Source organism: Allopusillimonas soli (assembly GCF_004153445.1).
GTDB classification, from domain to species: domain Bacteria; phylum Pseudomonadota; class Gammaproteobacteria; order Burkholderiales; family Burkholderiaceae_B; genus Allopusillimonas; species Allopusillimonas soli.
In genome coordinates, this window is record NZ_SDQC01000001.1 from 883,273 (window position 1) to 901,914 (window position 18,642).

Consider the following 18,642-nt stretch of genomic DNA (forward strand, 5'->3'; position numbering starts at 1 on the left):
GACTCAAGGATCGCATTATGAAAAAAAGCATTATTGCGCCGCTGGCCATCGCCATGACCATTGCCGGCTCGCTGTTGGGCGGCCACCAAGCCATGGCCGAAGGAAAAACCCTCCGCATGGTCCCCTACGCCGACCTGAAGATACTGGACCCCATGTTCACGACTTCATACATTACACGCAACTTCGGCTATATGGTGTATGACACACTGTTCAGCATGAACGCCAAGGGCGAGCCGCAGCCCCAGATGGTCGATACCTGGAAGAAGTCCGACGACGGGAAGACCTGGACATTCACACTCAGGCCAGGCCTGAAATTCAGCGACGGTAAACCCGTCACATCGGCCGACTGCATTGCATCGCTCGAACGCTGGCAAGCCCGAGACAATATCGGACATGCCATGACCGCGGCCGGCGGAAAATGGGCTGCCGTGGACGATAATACGTTCACGCTCACGCTGGAGCGGCCCTTCGGCCTCGTGCTCGACGGCCTGGCCAAGGCGTCCAGCTATCCTGCCTTCATCATGCCCGAGCGGCTCGCCAGCCAGCCCACCAGCAAGCCGCTCAATGAAGTCGTGGGCTCCGGACCTTATCTGTTCAAGCGTGACGAATGGGCGCCCGGCAACAAGGTTGTGTTTGTCCGCAATCCTGACTATGTGCCCCGCAAGGAAGCGCCCGATGGCCTGGCCGGCAGCCATGAATCCCATATGGATCGTGTCGAATGGGTCATTCTCCCCGATGCCAACAGTGCCATCGCCGCACTGAAAAGCAAGGAAGTGGACATGATCGAACAGGTTCCGCCCGATTTCATTGCCACGCTGCGCGAAGACAAGAATCTGACAACAGGCACGCTGAATCAACAGCAGGTCTATCTGGTCATGAACCACGCCTTGCCGCCCTTCGACAACGAAAAGGCTCGTCAGGCTGTTGCACACGCCATCAATCAGAACGACACCACGGCGGCCATGGGCTATCCCGACGACCTGCGCGTCAAGCATTGCGACACATTCTTCATCTGCGGCAGCGCCAATGAAACGTCAGCAGGCTCGGAATCGTTCAAGAAACCCGACCTCGATCTGGCCAAGAAGCTGCTGGCCGAGTCTGGCTACAAGGGCGAGAAGATCGCCATGATGCTGCCAGCAGATGTGGGCTATCTGAATACCGCTACCCTGGTGGCTGCGCAGGCCATGCAAAGCATCGGCATCAAGGTGGATCTGCTGTCCATGGACTGGTCCACGCTGACCGCGCGCCGGGCCAAGAAGGTTCCGGTGAGCGAAGGTGGCTGGAACGCCTTCGTATCGGCGGCTGCGCAGTTCAATGTGGACTCCCCGATTACCAACACTTACCTCGGCGCAGCCTGCGGTAACTCGCTGCCCGGCTGGCCCTGCGACGAGAAGCTGGACCAACTGCGCAGCAAATGGATTGCAGCCACGGATTCCGCCGAAAGAAAGAAGCTGCTGGATGCCTTCCAGGTCGAGGCTTACCGCACCATTCCGAATCTGCCCATCGGGCAATATTCCACGGTGTACTCAACCCAGAAAAGCATCAAAAACACCGACAAGCTGTGGGGCTTGCCTAACGTGTGGGTGCTTGATCGCTGACTGGACAATAGCTGACATTACGGAACAGGCATGGAGTATCTGATCAAGCGCGTATTAGCGGTCATACCGGTGGTCGCAGTGGTTGCGGTGGTGGTCTTCATGCTGATCCATTTGTCGCCCGGCGATCCCGCCGCATTGATCGCCGGCGACTATGCAACCACCGACGATATCGCGCGGCTGCGCGAAGCGCTGGGGCTTAACGAGCCGCTGTGGCGCCAGTTCATCATCTGGGCTACCAAGCTACTGCATGGCGATCTGGGCACGTCCATCTATACCCAGGCGCCGGTTACGCATTTGCTGGCACAGCGCCTGGGCCCCACTGTGTCCATCGCTTTTCTGACCACACTCATCTCGGTGGTGGTGGCCATACCCCTTGGGGTGCTGGCCGCCTATCGGGCCGGTAGCTGGATAGACCGCATTGTCATGATATTTGCCGTCCTGGCTTTTTCCGTGCCGGTCTTCCTGGTTGGCTATATGTTCATCTACGGTTTTGCCGTCAAGCTGCAATGGTTTCCCGCACAAGGCTATGTGAACCTATCGGAGGGCGTCATCCCGTGGCTGCATAGTCTTGCGCTACCCTGTATCAATCTCGCCCTGGTGTATATCGCACTGCTTACGCGCATGACCCGCGCGACCGTGCTCGATGTGCTGCATGAAGACTACATCCGCACCGCACGCGCCAAGGGGCTGGCCGTACTTCCTGTTTTGCGCCACGCACTGATGAATGCCGCCATTCCCATCGCAACCACGGTAGGCGTTGGCATTGCGCTGATGATAGGCGGCGTGGTGGTAACCGAAACCGTTTTTGCCATTCCCGGCGTTGGCCGTCTGGTCATCGATGCGGTGCTGCACCACGATTATCCGGTTATCCAGGGCGTGCTGCTGGTGTCCGCCGCGACCTATGTCGCCATCAATCTGCTGATCGATCTGAGCTACGGCCTGTTCGATCCTCGCATACGCTACTGAGACAGGGAGAAGACAAGCCATGCAGGAAAGCGCCGCGATATCCCTGGACCGCAATGCCGATGACGAACGGCGCCGACGCGCATTGCGCTGGCGCTCGCTGCGCAAGTACCCCATGCTCTATCTGGGCGGCGCACTGCTGGTGTTCGTCACGCTGATCTCCCTGCTTGCGCCCTGGATTGCAACGCATGACATCATTGCCATCAATCCGCTGTCCAGGCTCAAGCCGCCTTCCGCTACGCACTATTTCGGCACAGACGCGCTGGGACGCGATGTATTCAGCCGCGCTGTCTGGGGCGGCCGCGTCTCGCTGGTGGTTGCGCTGTCGGTGGCAGCCCTCTCGACTGTGTGCGGCGTGCTTCTTGGACTTGCAGCGGGTTTCATACGCTGGGCCGACGCCATCATCATGCGCATCATGGACGGCATGATGGCGATTCCCGATATCTTGCTTGCCATTGCGCTGGTGGCCATTGTCCGCCCCAGCCTCACCACGGTCATCGTTGCGATCACAGTGCCTCAAGTACCGCGCATGGTCCGGCTGGTGCGTTCGCTTGCCCTGACGCTGCGCGAACAGCTTTTCGTAGAGGCCGCGCATGCCATAGGCACGCGGCTGCCGGTCATTCTCTGGCGCCATGTACTGCCCAATACGCTGGCGCCAGTGGTCGTGCAGGCAACATTCATCGCTGCATCCGCCGTGCTCACTGAAGCGGTGCTGTCATTCCTGGGTGTGGGCGTGCCCGCCCAGATCCCCAGCTGGGGCAATATGATCTCCGATGGGCGCAATGTGGTGGCGCTCGCCCCGCACATCATTCTTTTCCCCGGCCTGCTGTTGGCATTGACCGTGCTGTCCATCAACTCCCTGGGCGATGGTCTTCGCGACCTGCTTGATCCGCGCCTGGCCAACCAACTGTAGGACTGTCGTGGCGAAACCCATGTCATCATCGGACCAAAGCGGCGCACCGCTGCTGGAAATCGACAATCTCTCCACCTATTTCGATACCCTTGCCGGGACAGTAAGATCCGTTAATGGCGTGTCCTACAGCGTCAGCGCCGGCGAAACCCTTGGTGTGGTCGGCGAGTCTGGCTGCGGGAAAAGCGTCACCGCGCTTTCCGTCATGCGTCTTGTGCCCACACCGCCCGGACGCTATGCTGGCGGCGAAGTGCGCTACAGGGGCACAAACCTGCTGGCGCTGTCGGAGAAGCAAATGCGGACCATACGGGGCAACCGCATCTCCATGATCTTTCAGGAGCCCATGACCTCGCTGAATCCGGTGCTGACCATAGGGCGCCAGATTGCTGAAACTATCATGCTGCACCAAAAGGTCGGACGCAGCGAAGCGCATGCACGCGTGCTCGAGATGTTGGAGCTGGTGCAGATTGCCGAACCTGAGCGCCGCATTGACGAATATCCTCACCAACTGTCCGGCGGCATGCGGCAGCGGGTCATGATAGCCCTTGCTCTTGCCTGCAATCCCGACGTGCTGATAGCCGATGAGCCGACCACGGCATTGGACGTGACCATACAGGCCCAGATATTGGATTTGCTGCGCAATTTGCAGCAAAAGCTCGGCATGGGCGTCATCATAATCACGCATGATCTGGGCGTGGTCGCCGAATGCTGCGACCGTGTCGTGGTGATGTACGCGGGGCGCAAGGTGGAGGAGGCATCCGTTGCCGAGCTGTTCGCCCGCCCTGCACACCCCTATACACGCGCATTGCTGGCCGCCATGCCCTCCATGAACACGGGCGCCGAGCGCCTGGAGGAAATCCCCGGCCTGGTACCCGCTCTGCACGACCTGGGGCCCGGCTGCAGCTTCGCGCCGCGATGCAAGTTCGCCACCGAACGCTGCCGCACCGAGGTACCGCCGCTGGCCGGACAGGGGCCGGGGCACATCGCGGCCTGTTTTGAAGCGGACCGCGTGATTGCGGCAGGCCGCGCGGATACCGCGGGCCATGTCGAATCTCTTTCCGATGAGCTTGCCGATGGGCTGGCGCCGCTGCCCGCCCCTTTGCTGGAGGTCACGGCGCTCACAAAACACTATCCGGGATCCCGCGTCTGGTTCGGCAGGAATCGCCCGGATGTGCAGGCCGTGGATGGCATCTCGTTCAGCGTCGGCCGTGGCGAAACGCTATCCCTGGTGGGAGAGTCGGGCTGCGGCAAGTCGACAACGGGAAAATCCATACTGCGCCTGATAGAACCCACTTCCGGTTCAATACGGCTTGATGGCGAAGAAATCATGAACCTGGGCGCGGAGCAGATGCGTGAGCGCCGCCGCGACATGCAGATCATCTTTCAGGACCCCTATGCATCGCTGAATCCGCGCATGACAGCCGGGCAGATCGTCATGGAGCCCATGAGCAACTTTCCCAGCGCCGATACCCGCAATGTGCGCGGGCGCCGGGAACGCCTGGAATGGCTGTTCTCCAAGGTAGGGCTAAGACCGGAATCCATGAAGAAGTACCCTCATGAATTTTCCGGCGGGCAACGCCAGCGCCTCGGCATTGCGCGAGCCCTGGCATTGCAGCCCAAGATCATCGTCTGCGACGAGCCGGTGTCCGCATTGGACGTATCCGTTCAAGCGCAAGTGATCAACCTGCTGACAGACCTGCAGCGCGATCTGGGTGTCGCCTATCTGTTCGTGGCTCACGATCTGACCGTGGTACGCCATATCAGCCACCGCGTCGCGGTAATGTATCTGGGACACATCATGGAAATCGCGGATCGTGACACCCTTTTTTCCAGTCCCAGGCATCCCTATACCGAGATCCTGCTTTCCGCTGTACCCAAGGCCGAGCCAGGCACGCCCATGACCCGCCGGCTGCTTCAGGGGGATCCGCCAAGTCCGGCACGCCCTCCCTCGGGCTGCCGGTTTCATACCCGCTGTCCGCTTGCAACAGACATCTGCAGGGCGCAACGGCCTGAGCTGACACCGCGAAACACAGCCGGCGCGGCGCCACAACTTGTGGCCTGCCACATGCGCTGACCAAGCCGGCCATATCGAAGTATCAAAAGGACTGCCATGCAGCAAACGACTTCTCCCGTCATATATGATCTGATCGTGCGCAATGGAACCGTTATCGACGGCAGCAAGCGCCCCCGGTTCGACGCCGACGTCGCTGTCCTCGATGGACGCATCGCCGCCGTGGGCGATCTCGGCGCCTGCCGCGCACGCGATACGATCGATGCAAAAGGCATGATCGTATCCCCAGGGTTCATCGATTCGCATACCCACGACGATCTTGCGTTGCTTTTGCAGCCGGACATGACATTCAAGGTTACGCAGGGCGTTACCACCGTGATTACCGGCAACTGCGGCATCAGCATCGCGCCCCTGAAGGCCGACACGCCCATGCCCGCGCCCCTGAATCTACTTGACGGTGAACAGCACCTGCGCTTCGAACGTTTTTCCGACTATATACAAGCATTGAAAAACACCCCGGCCGCGGTCAATGTCGCGGCAATGGTGGGCCATTCGACGCTACGCGTGCGCGCCATGGAAACACTAGGCCGCGAAGCCAACGCACATGAAATAGCCATCATGCGGGACATGCTGTCCGAAGCCCTGGACGCCGGCGCCATCGGCATGTCCACCGGCACGTACTACCCGCCTGCCGCGGCAGCCTCCACCGAGGAGATCATTGATGTCGGCCGCCCGCTGAGCAGTGCAGGCGGCCTATATGCAACGCATATGCGCAATGAATCCGACGGTACGATGGACTCGCTGGAGGAAACGTTCCGCATCGGCCGCGAACTGGACATCCAGGTGGTTATCTCCCATCACAAGCTGCAGCATCCGCAAAACTTCGGCAAATCCGCCATCACGCTGCCCCGCATCCGCGCCGCCATGCAGTGCCAATGCGTTGCGTTGGACTGCTATCCCTACAACGCCAGCTCCACCATGCTGCATATTGATGAGCAACGCCTCGCCGGCCGTGTCATGATTGCCTCCAGTGCCAGCCATCCCGATTGCGCAGGGCGCGATCTCGATGATATCGCGGCACAATGGCAAGTCTCCAAGCTCGAGGCCGCGCGCCGCCTGCAACCTGCCAGCGCCATCTATTTCAGCATGGACGAGGGCGACGTGCGCAACATTCTGGCCTTCGAGGACACCATGATAGGATCGGATGGCATCCCCACCGGAGAAAAACCCCACCCACGCCTGTGGGGCACTTTTCCTCGGGTTCTTGGCCACTATTGCCGGGAAGTCGGCCTGTTCCCGCTTGAAACGGCAATCTGGAAAATGACTGGCCTGACCGCACGCAATTTCGGCCTGCAAGACAGAGGACAGCTAAAACCGGGCTTTCATGCCGACATTGTGCTATTCGATGCCGATACCGTTTCCGACCAGGCCACCTACCACGACTCGACCCGTCCCGCACAAGGCATCCACACGGTGATCGTGAACGGCATGCCCACCTGGCGCGAAGGCAAGCATCTCGGTGCCCGCAACGGCAAGGTCGTCGCGCGCGGCGCGCGGGAGCAGCCAGCGCAGCATTAATCGCAGCTGCCCGTGAAACGGCAGCGGCAGCGGCAGGCCATTTGAGGCCCGACCCGTCATGCGACGCGATCAAGCCGGCCAGCTGTCCTGTATGCCGCCAGCAACCGCTCGCGCCTCGCCTGCGCCGCCTGGATGGCGCGCTCCTTCACATGCCCAAAGCCGCGTATGGCATCAGGCAGCGTGGCCAACTCAATGGCCGTGTCCAGATTATCCTCGGAAAGGCTTTCCACAAATTCATCCAGCATTGCGAAATACGCTTCGACCAGTTGCCGCTCCTGGCGGCGTTCCGCCGTCCAGCCGAAGATATCCAGCGGGGTGCCGCGCAACCCCTTCAGCCGGGCAAGCACCGCGAATGCCTTCATCATCCAGGGCCCGTACTTCTTCTTGACGAGTTCGCCGCTGTCGTTCTTGCCGGCTAACAGCGGCGGCGCCAGGTGCACATGCAGTGCATAGTCCCTTCCAGGTTCGCCCTCGAATGCATCACGCAGCTTCTCCATAAAAGCCGGATCGGTGTACAGGCGCGCCACCTCATATTCGTCCTTGTATGCCATCAGCTTGCCGAGATTTCTCGCCACCGCCATGGACAGGCGTTGCGAAGATTTCGAAGCCAGTGCGCCCTCAGCCTGCCGGATGCGTTCGACCGCATCCCCGTACCGCTTGGCATAAGCGGCATCCTGATAGCCCGCCAGGAAGGACGACTGCCGCGCCACCAGCGCGTCCAATGTCTCCGGCAGCGCGATGACCTGGGCTTTGCCACGCGTGTCCGGCAGTACGTTCATCACGGCCTCCACACCATGATGCGCCACCGCCCTGCCCCATTCGAAGGCCTCCTTGTTTTCCTCAACCTTCACGCCATTGAGCGCTATCGCCCGCAGCAGGTTTGCATGCGCAAGCGGAATCCACCCTTTCTGCCAAGCAAAGCCCAACATCAAGGGGTTGGCATAGATGGCATCGCCCTGTATGGCCAGTGCCAATGCATTGGCATCAAGAAAAGCGCAGCCCTCGCCCAGCGCTTCCAGGAACCGCTGGTGCGTTCCCCTGGCCGGAAATCGCCAGTCGGCATCCTGGATGAAAGCGGCGGTGGGAACTGGCGCGCTGTTGATGGCGGCGTATGTCGTGCCCTTGAGCACCTTTGACATCACTTCTGCACCGGCTGTCACAATGGCGTCGCAACCAATGATAAGCGCCGCCTCGCCCGTGGCTATGCGCGTGGCGTGGATGTCCTGCGGCGACGCCGCAATCTGCACATGGCTCAGGACCGCCCCGCCTTTCTGCGCCAGCCCCGCCATGTCCAGCACGGTAACCCCCTTGTTTTCCAGATGCGCCGCCATGCCCAGCAAACCGCCGATGGTGACGACACCCGTGCCGCCTATTCCCGTTATCAATATGCTATAGGTTCGCGCGATGGCTGGCAGCACGGGAGAAGGAAGCGCTTGAAGCAGCCCTGTATCGACCTGGGTCCGGTCGCGGGAAGGTTTTTTCATCTGAGCGCCCTCCGCCGTCACAAAGCTGGGGCAGAAGCCATTGACGCAGGAGAAGTCCTTGTTGCAAGACGACTGGTTGATGCGGCGTTTCGTACCCATGAGCGTCTCGAGCGGCTCGACGGACAGACAATTGGACTTGGTGGAACAGTCGCCGCAGCCCTCGCACACCGCATCGTTGATGAACACCCTGCGGGCGGGATCCGGATAGGCGCCGCGTTTGCGGCGCCGGCGCTTTTCCGTGGCACAGGTCTGGTCATAGACAAGCACCGTCGTTCCCTCAACCTCGCGCAGTTCGCGCTGTACCCGATCCAGCTCGTCGCGATGGTAGACCGGCGCATTGCCCGCAAGCCGCATTCCTTGATACTTCTCGGGTTCGTCCGTGACCACGACAATCCGGCGCGCGCCTTCGGCGTGCACCTGGGCAATGACGTCGGTGACCTTCAGCACGCCATCGACAGGCTGGCCCCCCGTCATGGCGACTGCATCGTTGTAGAGAATCTTGTAGGTTATGTTCGCATTGGCCGCAATGGATGCGCGTATGGCCAGCAGCCCGGAATGGAAGTACGTGCCGTCGCCAATATTGACGAATACATGCTTCTCGGACGTGAAATGCTGCTGCCCTATCCATGCCGCGCCTTCGCCGCCCATATGGCTGAATGTCTCCGTCTTGCGATCCATCCAGATCGCCATGTAATGGCAACCTATGCCGGCCATTGCACGCGAACCATCAGGCACCCGCGTAGAGGTGTTATGGGGACAGCCGGAACAGAACCAGGGCTTGCGGTCAACTTGTGGGAGGCGTTCCGGTTCGCCCTCCTTGGCTTCGATAATCGCAATCCGCGCCGCAATCCTTGCCCGCAACGCGACGGACAGATTTGCCTTGTCCAGCCGCCGGGCAATAGCGCCGGCGATCAGCGCGGGCGACAGCTCGCCCTTGGCTGGCAGGAGCCACTGCCCGCGCGGTACGGACCATTCTCCCCCTGCGTTGTCTTTTTCATCGAATTTTCCGTATACCTTGGGACGCAGCGCGTCAGGCCAGTTGTACAGTTCTTCCTTGAGCGCATATTCCAGAATCTGTCGCTTTTCCTCAATGACCAGAACCTCTTCAAGGCCCGAAGCAAACTCCTGCGCATCCTGTGCGTTCAGGGGCCAGACGCAGCCGACTTTCATGAGGCGGATGCCCGCCTGGGCACAGGCTGCCTCATCCAGGCCCAGGTCCGCCAAGGCTTGACGCGTGTCCAGATAGGCCTTGCCCGCTGTCATGATGCCGAAGCGCGGTGCCGGCGTATCGATCACGATACGGTTGAGCCTGTTGGCGCGCACATAGGCAAGCGCCGCATACCACTTGTAGTCCACCAGACGCGCCTCCTGGTCGAGGGGCGGATCGGGCCAGCGAATATTGACGCCGCCATCAGGCATCGCGAAATCATCAGGAATGCGCACCTGCACGCGATCGGGGTCGATGTCGACCGAGGCCGTGGACTCCACCACTTCGGTCACACATTTCATGGCCACCCACACGCCGGCATAACGGCTCATGGCCCAACCATGCAGGCCGTAGTCGAGGTATTCCTGCACACTGGCCGGATACAGCACGGGAATGCCCGCTGCAATCAGGTCGTGCTCGGACTGATGTGCCACCGTTGAAGACTTGGCGCCATGGTCGTCGCCGGTCAATACAAGCACGCCACCATGCGCCGCGGTGCCTGCCGCATTGGCGTGCTTGAATACATCCATGCTTCGATCGACGCCCGGACCCTTGCCGTACCACATCCCGAACACGCCATCGCGCGTGGCGTCGGGGTACAAGGTGACCTGCTGCGTGCCCCACACCGAGGTGGCGGCAAGATCCTCGTTGAGGCCCGGCTGAAACACGATATCGCTGTCCCGAAGGTAATCTCTGGCCTTCCACAGCGCCTGGTCCAGCGCCCCAAGCGGCGAGCCTCGATAGCCCGAAATAAAGCCGCCCGTGTTCAGGCCGGCGGCGCGATCGCGCACCTTCTGAAGCATTGGCAGGCGAACCAGCGCCTGCGTTCCGCTCATGTAGGCGCGGCCGCGCTCAAGTGTGTATTTATCGTCGAGGCTTACGTCCGCAAGCGCCTTGCGCGCCGTCTCGTCAAGGGGAGCATTCATCCTCGGTCTCCTTTGATCACTCTCGTCCTGATTATTGCGGCCAGTGTAGGAGCTTGCCGCGTTATCGTAAAATCATGGTTTCAGCTATCTGGTATCAAAAAAACAGATGAAGAACGAAGTCACGCTAAGGCAATTCCGTTACTTTATCGCCGCCGCCAGGACGGGGCAGTTTTCGTCTGCGGCAATAGCCGAGAATGTCTCGCAGTCGGCTATTACCAGCGCCGTGCAAAGCCTGGAACGCCAGCTGAAGGCGCGGCTCTTCGAGCGCCTTCCGCACGGCGTGGCTCTCACGCCCGAAGGGCAGGCTTTCTTCAACCATGCGCGCCATGTCATGGATTCGGTTCAGGATGCCATGCGGCAGGCCAGCCTGCTTCCGCAGGCGGCGCGCGGCACCATACGTATCGCGGCTACCTATACCGTACTGGGCTATTTTCTGCCCGAGCTGCTCAGCCGATTCAAGCGAAGCTATCCGCACGTTGAAATAGATCTCGTCGACATGGACCGCGTGGCGCTGGAATCGGCGCTGAAAGACAAGTCCATCGAGCTTGGCATAGGCCTGCTGTCGAATATCGCAGCCCTGGACAGCTATGGCCACCGTCTGCTGGTGCGCTCCCGCCGCCGTCTATGGGCTGGCATCGGCCACCCCGCCGCGCGGCACCCCACAGTCACCCTGGCCGAAGCAGCCAGGCACGCGCATATTCTGCTGACTGTGGACGATGCGGATGCCGCCGCCGCAAGGCATTTCTCGAGCACGCCCGCAAGACTGAAAGTCGCACTGCGCACAGGATCGCTCGAGGCTGTGCGCGGGCTGGTCGCGCACGGATTCGGCGTGACGATTCTGTCGGATCTGGTCTATCGCCCCTGGTCGCTGGAAGGCAAGAAAATCATGGCCATACCGATCTCCGATTCCGTCGCTCCGATGGATGTGGGCCTGCTGTGGCCCAAGCGCCGCGCCCCCTCCGGATTGGCGGATGTATTCCGCCAGTTTTTGGTGGACGCTTGCGAAGGCATGGGAGAAGGCCCCGCATCCATGGCAGCAGGGCGCCGCTAGAAACCGTAGAGCCGCGCCGGGTTTTCCACCAGCACCTTTTTGCGCAACGCCTCCTGCGGCATCCAGCGGGCAAGCAGATTGCACAGCATGCCATCATCCGGCACTTTCTCCGGATCGTAATAATTGATGTGGGGCCAGTCTGTTCCCCAGACGATCCGCTCACTGTTTGCGGACAGCAATGCCTGCGCAAAGGGATCCACATCATCATAAGGCGGCCCCATTGCGGTATTGCGGTCGGCGCCGGATATCTTCACCCATACCGCACCGTCAGCAAGCTGCCGGCACAGAAACACAAATCCGGGGTCGGTCACACCGCGGCTTGTGCTCATGCGGCCCATATGGTCCACGACCAAGGGCAGTTTGAGCGCTTTCAGCGCTGGCATCAGCTCAGGCAGATCTGGCGCATGTATCCATACTTGCGCATGAAGGCCGCGCGCAGCAAGACGCGGCGCGAGCGCCTGCAATACATCCAGCCCGACGCCATTCCGGTACACCGCTCGCCCTTCCAGCCGATAAAGGTTCACCCGCACGCCGCGTACTCCTGCCTGTGCATATCGATCGAGTTCGTTATCGGACATGGCGACGTGCGGCACAATAACCGCGCGCAATCGCTGCCCATGATGCTCAAGCGCATCCAGCACAATGCTGTTGTCCGTGCCGGATGCACTGCCTGTAACCAGGACACCGCGATCCATACCCAAGCGGTCGAGATGCCTGATGAATGCAGCAACCGGATAAGCATCCGGCGTATAGCTCCGATCGCCGGCGAGTGGAAACCGATCGAATGGACCGAATATATGCGCGTGCGAATTACAGCTGCCGGCTGGCATGTGGAAGCCCACCGGCTGGATCTCGCTGCGTACAGGAAGACAGGGTTTGGTCATGATCTCCTCAGTCGGCAGTCAGCTTGCCTTGCGCATCCAGTGTCCTGGCCCTCTCGAGTTGCGCCTGGAGTATGTGCTGGAAATCCTCCGGCGCCGAGGGCATGGCTGTACTGCCTGAATTGGTCATACGCTGCTGAACCGCATCTGTTTGAAGCGCCTTGTTCAATACCGAATTCAATTGAGCAATGACGGCCTTGGGCGTCTTCGCCGGAGCCAGGAGGCCGGCCTGCGTCATCGCGGTGAAGCCTTTCACGCCAGCTTCTGCAAGCGTCGGCACGTCTGGAAGAAAACGGTCGCGTTTGGCCGACAGCACCGCGATTGCATGCAGCTTTCCCGCCTTGATATTGGCATAAGAGCCCGTAACTTGGTCGATGATGGCGTCTACCTGCTGTCCCAGCAGCGCCGTGACGGCCGGTGCCGAGCCCTTGTAGGGCACTGCCGTAAATTTGCAGCCTGCCGCATCTTCAAGACCGAGCAACGCAATATGATTGGTTGTCCCCAGCCCAGCGTGGCCCATGGTGACAGAGCCTTCCTTTTTGTGCGCCTGTTCAAGCAGTTCACGCATGGTCTTGAAGCGCCCTTGCGGATTGACGACCACCACGAGAGAAGCCGCGGCAATCTCGCCCACGGAAGTGAAATCCTTGAGCGTGTAGTCAGTCGACGTCATGAAGGGTGCGACCGTGATGGCATTGGGTGTGGTTACCAACAAAGTATGTCCGTCCGGCTTGGCCCTGGCCACCAGCGCCGCGCCGATCACGCCGCCTGCACCGGGCTTGTTTTCAACCACAACGGTAGTGCCCAGAAGATCCTGAAGCTCAGGCGCAATCGCCCGCGCCACGGTATCGAGATTGCCGCCCGGCGAAAAAGGTACCACCATGGTGACAGGCCCGCCGTCCTTCAGGCTTGCCGCCACAGCCGGCAAGCCATGCAATGCCGGAATCATCGCCGCAGCCAGGCAGAATCTTCTTCTATTCATAATTTGCTCCTTTTTATTGATGCAGCCACTTGATGACTGTTCTGCTGGCGCCCCAATAAAGCGCAGGGCAGGCTCGCATAGGCGCAGCCACCATTGCGCTGCCAGGCATGAGACGAGAAAAGAGCACTCAGCATAAGGAAGACGAGACCTTCCGGGTAGTGGCCTGCTCCTCAAGGCGTGTTCAGGAGTTGTGAAGGGCCTGCGGTCTCTCTGGGTCTGCGGAACTGCCGTCGCCGGCCTGCGGCACCGGCCCTCGCCTATACCGGCGTGCCAGCCATGCGCCTGCCAGCGCCCAAATCAACGCAATGCCTGCACCTAGGCACAACGCAATGCCTGGCTGGTCGGTCAAAAGATCAACACCCCGTTTCAACCACCCACTCAGGGCATCGCTGCCGCGGTACACGACCGTGTCGTTGAAATTCTTGGCCTTGTATTTTTGCTCCGCAGGCACAACGGTATAGAGCATTTCGCGCCCCGGCCTGACAAGCGCGTACTCGCCCGCACGGCGGCCCACCATGACCATCGCCAACACGGCAAAAAACGGAGACAGCGCCAGCCACAAAAACCCAATGGCCACCAACACGGGCACCGCTGTCAACAACACGCCCACCCCCAGGCGCTGCGCTATCCGGCCGGTAAAGAAAACTTGCGTGAGAATGGCCAAGGTTTGCACCACGGCATCGATGTATCCGAACACCTGGGTTTGGCGCGCCGGATCCGGGAACCGCTCGGCAATAATGCGCGCCTGCTCGAAGTAAAGAAAGGTGTTGACGCTGGCTAACAGCACCACGAAAAAGGCAATGCCCAGCATATAAGGTGAGCGGACAACCTCAAAAAACCCCGCGAAGGGGTTGCCGCCAAGGGGACGATGGCGCTGTGCGTCATCTGGCTCCATCGCGCCGGCTTGCGGATGCCTGTCACGCCAGCGATGCAGGTATAGCGATGCGCTGCCGCTACCCGCCAGCAACACGGCAGACAGAAACAGCAGGCCGCCATGCCCCAGCGGCGTCACCAGCGCCGCGCCCAGCAAAGGCCCAGCCAGGCCGCCCAGACTGGCGCCGCCGGCAATCATGGCAAACAGCCTGCGTGCCGCATCTCCGGAAAAGATATCCGCCAACACACTCCATGCCAATGAAATGGCCATCAGATTGAAAACCGAAAGCCATATGTAGAAAACTCGGCCAACCCAAACATTGCCGGGCATCAAGGAAAGAACGATCGCAAAGCCAAGCAGATTAAGTGTAAAAAAGCCGTAGACCCACGGCAGGATGTGGCCGCGCGCCACGGCGGACGCCAGCCATCCAAACAGCGGCATCGCCACCAGGGTGGCCAGGAAAGTACCCGTGAAGAGCCACTGCAGGTTCTCCACGCCACCGGCCAGCCCCATTGTTTCCCGAACAGGGCGCAGCATGAAATAGGCGGTGAACAAGAGGAAGAACATCGCTAGCCCGCTCGCCACCGCCGGCCCCTCGCCCCGCTTGAAATTAAACAGGCGGTTCAGCGCACCAACTGCGTGTCTGTCTTCCATGGGTGAGATGCTCACTGGAACATCGCGCGCAGGGAGCGCCTCTGCTCCGGCGTCAACATCGGCCCCACTCCGGCTTTCAGATTGTCGCTTTGCCGGTCGGGCCGGCTGGTCGCTGGAATAACCACCGTCACGGCGGGATGGCTCAGTGCAAAGCGCAGAAACGCCTGTGCCCAGGAGCTGATACCGACCTCCGCGGCCCATGGCGGCAAGGGCTTGCCTGCCGCATACCGGAAGAGCCTGCCGTCGTCAAAAGCGCGATTGACAATGACTGCCACGCCGAGATCGCGCGCCATGGGAAACAGCCGCCGCTCCGCGTGCGTAGAAATAACTGAATAATTGATCTGGAGAAAGTCCGGCCTGGCCTCCCGAACCGCATCTGTCAATGCATCCTGCGCGCTGTCCGTGTAATGAGTGAGCCCAGAATACCGTACCTTGCCTGACGCCTTGAGCTCGACGATGCTGGCCATCTGGGCTTTCCAGTCGATGAGGTTATGCACCTGCAGCAACTCCACCCTGTCCGTCCGCAATCGCTGAAGAGACTGTTGAAACTGGGCCAGCCCACGCTCATGGCCATGCGCGCCAATCTTGGTACAAAGGAAGGCGCGCTCCCGCAAGCCAAGCTCAGCCAGCAGGCTCCCAAGCACCGCCTCAGACTGCCCATAGCTGGGCGCGGTATCGATGACCGACGCGCCCGCGGCAAAAAAACGGCGCAACACCTCGCGCAGCGGCGCTCGGTGTGCTTCCGATGCGCTCACATTGAAACTGTCTGAGGTGCCCATGCCAATTACCGGCAATGGCTGGCCGGAAGAAGGAATGCGGCGCACCTGAGATACCGTTGCCGCATCCGCGGTCTGGCGTCCCCCCCTGAAGGCACATTCCAATGTAAGTGCGGACATGCCTGCGAGAAAATTTCGCCGTGTGGACATTTGCACACCCCCGTCCGGAATAATCTGCCAGTTGCCGGCAAGGCCTCTAGCTGTTCAGTATATTGTCAGCACCGAGTCTCGGCAAAGCATTATTGCAACTGCGTGAGTCATCGCCGCCTTTGCGGCGCAGGACGGTTTGCGCTAGAGTTGAGTCATTCCTCGAAGGAGTTTCCGACATGATCACCGGAGCCCAATGCTGCGCCGCACGCGCCCTTGTCGAAGTCACAATAGCCAAGCTGGCCAGGCGGTCGGGCGTGGACGCGCGCACCATAGAAAGTTTCGAACAGAAAGCCGACGAACCAGACAGCGGCACGATACAGTTACTGCAGAGTACGCTGGAGGATCTGGGCGCGGTTTTCATTCCTGAAAATGGCGGCGGTGCGGGTGTGCGGCTACGGTTCAGCCGCTCGGAGACCAAGCAGATAGGCCGGCTCGAAAATGAAGGCGGCATGCCGGGCAGCAATACCGTCCCATAGCCCCCCGCCCCGACGGCATCTCGGCCCCGCGCCACGCTGAAGCATGGCCATCGAACTCAGCGCGATGGCCATTACCGCTAGAAATCCAGCGACAATCCCGCGTAATACCTGCGGCCATCAAGCGTCTTGCCAAAAAGCTCGCTGTCCACTTGTTTATCGAACACATTGTAGACAGCCAGGAAACCGGTAATGTGCTTGCTGAATTTGTAAGTGGTGCCCACATCGACCAGGGTGTATGAGGGAATGCGGTCTTCGCCACCGTCTATGGTATCGCTCTTGTATTTCATCTTGCCCCAGACGTTCTGCCTGCCGCCGGCCTGCCAGTCGAGGCCCAGATTGAACATATGGCGCGGCGTGTTGTTCAGCGGCTTGCCTTCATCCTGGCCGCTGGTTATTTCACTGTCGGAGTAGGTGTAGTTGGTAATCAGCCTTACTGCGCCCAGCGGCATGCTGAAGCTGGCCTCTACGCCCTGCAATATGGCCGAGTCCAGGTTTGTGTACTGCTGGATGCTGTACCGGGTTTCGCTATTGTATGTGCATGAGGGGGGAGCGCCCGCCGGCGTACTGCACAGATACTGCTTTCCAATCTTGTCCTTGAACCGGGTGTGATACGCCATGATTCCGAAGTTGACGTCCTGGGGCGAGGACCATGCGAACCCGAGCTCATAGTTGGTGCTGCTTTCGGGCTCCAGGTCAGGATTGCCCATGTCCCACGAACGCCCCCTCCCCGCCTGCTCCACAATATTGTCATCCGCCTGCTTCAAGGTCGGTGTTTTATAGCCACCGCTCACGCCACCCTTCAGAACCAGATTGTCATCCCAGTGATACACGCCATAAAGACGCGGCGTCAGATGGGTGCCGTAGTGCTCGTTCTTGTCGAATCTCAGGCCGGCGGTCAAGGCGAAATCGTCCGTGAGGTTGTACTCATCCTCGATGAACAGGGCCGTCTGCCAGCGCGTCAGGTTAAGCGACTTTGACCCTGGAAATCTGCTTTCGTCGTGATCTGTCTCCTCAGTCTTGTACTCCGCCCCCACCGATATCATGTGGGCATCGAGCGGGATAAGCGTCTTGGTGTTCAGCACCGTGGATTTGTAGGTGGAGTCGTAGCTTCCGTTTTCGATCTTGACGTCCTCAGTCAAGACATACGTCTTGGTGTTGATGTTCCTGCCCCATTTCCAATCGTGCGTGAGGCCATAGACGGTGCGCTCGTTGTCCATGTCACTGGGGCCGCCGGTCTTCTCCGTGCGCTGGTTGTCCGTCGTTGTCAGGCCTGCTTCAAGTTGAAGGCTGTGGCTTTCATTCAGCACCCAGTCCAAGCGCGCATTGTTATTCACAATGCGCTGTTGTGGATAGCCGGCCTCGAATTCGTCTTCGCGCCGCTGATACCGCGAACCGTATAGGGTGAGGCCCAGCCTGTCCTGAACAAGCGGACCACTCAGATAATATCTACCCTGATACGCGTTGCCTGATTCCGAATGCTGCTGCAGCGTCGCATCCAACGTGACATTGCCTATCCATTCGTCCGTCACTTTCTTTGTGATGACATTGATTACACCGCCCAAGGCACTTGAGCCGTAAAGCGAGGACATGGGGCCCCGTATGACTTCTATGCGCTCAATCGCCGACAAGGGTGGCAGCCAGTTCACCTGAGCACCACCGCCAAACCCGTTGTAATAGGCCTCCGAGGAAGCGCCCAGGGGCTTGCCGTCCACCAGGAAAAGCACATATTGCTCGCCCATGCCGCGGATTGTTATCTGGGTGCTCTCCAACTTCCCGCCGGCGCCGCCCTCCACCGAAACACCTGGAATATCCTGCAGGGCGTCGGTGATATTGCGGTAAGCCTTGCCCTCCAGTTCTTCCCTGGGAATTACAGTAATTGTGGCAGGCGCATCGGCGATCATCTGCTCGAATCCGGAGGCTGTCACGACCACATTGGACAATGTGGGTACGTCAGTCTGCTGCTGTGCATGAACCGGCATAGTCAGGCCGGCAAGCATTGCGGCGCCAATATAGGCGCAGGAGGCTCGGGCCCGCGAACGTTCTCGGCCTGGTCGGCGATCAATCATTTTTCCCCTCTTGCGGCAAGCTTGCTTGCCTTTACATCAATCGAAAATGGAAATACGA

General features: G+C 60.2%; 13 protein-coding genes. 7 read left to right on the forward strand and 6 right to left on the reverse strand.

The annotated features are described in order from the left end of the window. The first annotated feature begins 17 nt into the window (after positions 1-17). The 5 genes from ERD78_RS04150 to ERD78_RS04170 are packed head-to-tail and all read left to right on the forward strand — an operon-like array spanning position 18 to position 7,060. On the forward strand, positions 18-1,598 hold the full coding sequence (locus ERD78_RS04150) for an ABC transporter substrate-binding protein (RefSeq protein ID WP_129967968.1): 1,581 nt from the start codon (positions 18-20) through the stop codon (positions 1,596-1,598). Between the two features lie 30 nt (positions 1,599-1,628). Next, positions 1,629-2,564, forward strand: coding sequence for an ABC transporter permease (locus ERD78_RS04155; protein ID WP_129967969.1), 936 nt, complete (start codon positions 1,629-1,631; stop codon positions 2,562-2,564). Positions 2,565-2,583: 19 nt separating this feature from the next. Continuing rightward, complete coding sequence (locus tag ERD78_RS04160; RefSeq protein ID WP_129967970.1) at positions 2,584-3,474, forward strand: ABC transporter permease; 891 nt, start codon at positions 2,584-2,586, stop codon at positions 3,472-3,474. A gap of 19 nt (positions 3,475-3,493) precedes the next feature. After that, positions 3,494-5,545, forward strand: a complete 2,052-nt coding sequence (locus ERD78_RS04165) for an ABC transporter ATP-binding protein (RefSeq protein ID WP_129967971.1) — start codon at positions 3,494-3,496, stop codon at positions 5,543-5,545. 36 nt (positions 5,546-5,581) lie between these two features. Further along, on the forward strand, positions 5,582-7,060 hold the full coding sequence (locus tag ERD78_RS04170; protein WP_129967972.1) for an N-acyl-D-amino-acid deacylase family protein: 1,479 nt from the start codon (positions 5,582-5,584) through the stop codon (positions 7,058-7,060). Positions 7,061-7,116: 56 nt separating this feature from the next. On the opposite strand, the gene ERD78_RS04175 is transcribed toward ERD78_RS04170, so the two are convergent. Then, positions 7,117-10,677, reverse strand: a complete 3,561-nt coding sequence (locus tag ERD78_RS04175; protein ID WP_129967973.1) for an indolepyruvate ferredoxin oxidoreductase family protein — start codon at positions 10,675-10,677, stop codon at positions 7,117-7,119. 106 nt (positions 10,678-10,783) lie between these two features. Here ERD78_RS04175 and ERD78_RS04180 point away from each other — a divergent pair, with 106 nt between their 5' ends. Then, complete coding sequence (locus ERD78_RS04180) at positions 10,784-11,728, forward strand: LysR family transcriptional regulator (RefSeq protein WP_129967974.1); 945 nt, start codon at positions 10,784-10,786, stop codon at positions 11,726-11,728. On the opposite strand, the gene ERD78_RS04185 is transcribed toward ERD78_RS04180, so the two are convergent. The 4 genes from ERD78_RS04185 to ERD78_RS04200 form a co-directional block, all read right to left on the reverse strand. Continuing rightward, complete coding sequence (locus ERD78_RS04185; protein ID WP_129967975.1) at positions 11,725-12,612, reverse strand: amidohydrolase family protein; 888 nt, start codon at positions 12,610-12,612, stop codon at positions 11,725-11,727. The genes ERD78_RS04180 and ERD78_RS04185 overlap by 4 nt on opposite strands. A gap of 7 nt (positions 12,613-12,619) precedes the next feature. Next, a complete protein-coding gene (locus tag ERD78_RS04190) occupies positions 12,620-13,588 on the reverse strand; it encodes a tripartite tricarboxylate transporter substrate binding protein (RefSeq protein ID WP_129967976.1) in 969 nt (322 codons plus the stop codon). A gap of 181 nt (positions 13,589-13,769) precedes the next feature. Then, positions 13,770-15,116: an NTP/NDP exchange transporter gene (locus ERD78_RS04195; protein ID WP_129967977.1), complete on the reverse strand. Its 1,347-nt coding sequence runs from the start codon at positions 15,114-15,116 to the stop codon at positions 13,770-13,772. Positions 15,117-15,127: 11 nt separating this feature from the next. Continuing rightward, on the reverse strand, positions 15,128-16,042 hold the full coding sequence (locus tag ERD78_RS04200) for an aldo/keto reductase (RefSeq protein ID WP_129967978.1): 915 nt from the start codon (positions 16,040-16,042) through the stop codon (positions 15,128-15,130). 176 nt (positions 16,043-16,218) lie between these two features. On the opposite strand from ERD78_RS04200, the gene ERD78_RS04205 reads away from it, so the two are divergent. Beyond that, on the forward strand, positions 16,219-16,518 hold the full coding sequence (locus tag ERD78_RS04205; RefSeq protein ID WP_129967979.1) for a helix-turn-helix domain-containing protein: 300 nt from the start codon (positions 16,219-16,221) through the stop codon (positions 16,516-16,518). A 77-nt stretch (positions 16,519-16,595) separates the two neighbouring features. Here the strand turns inward: ERD78_RS04205 and ERD78_RS04210 are convergent, their stop codons facing one another. Beyond that, entirely contained in the window at positions 16,596-18,584 is a 1,989-nt protein-coding gene (locus ERD78_RS04210; RefSeq protein WP_129967980.1) for a TonB-dependent receptor domain-containing protein, read from the reverse strand. Between the last annotated feature and the right edge of the window lie 58 nt (positions 18,585-18,642).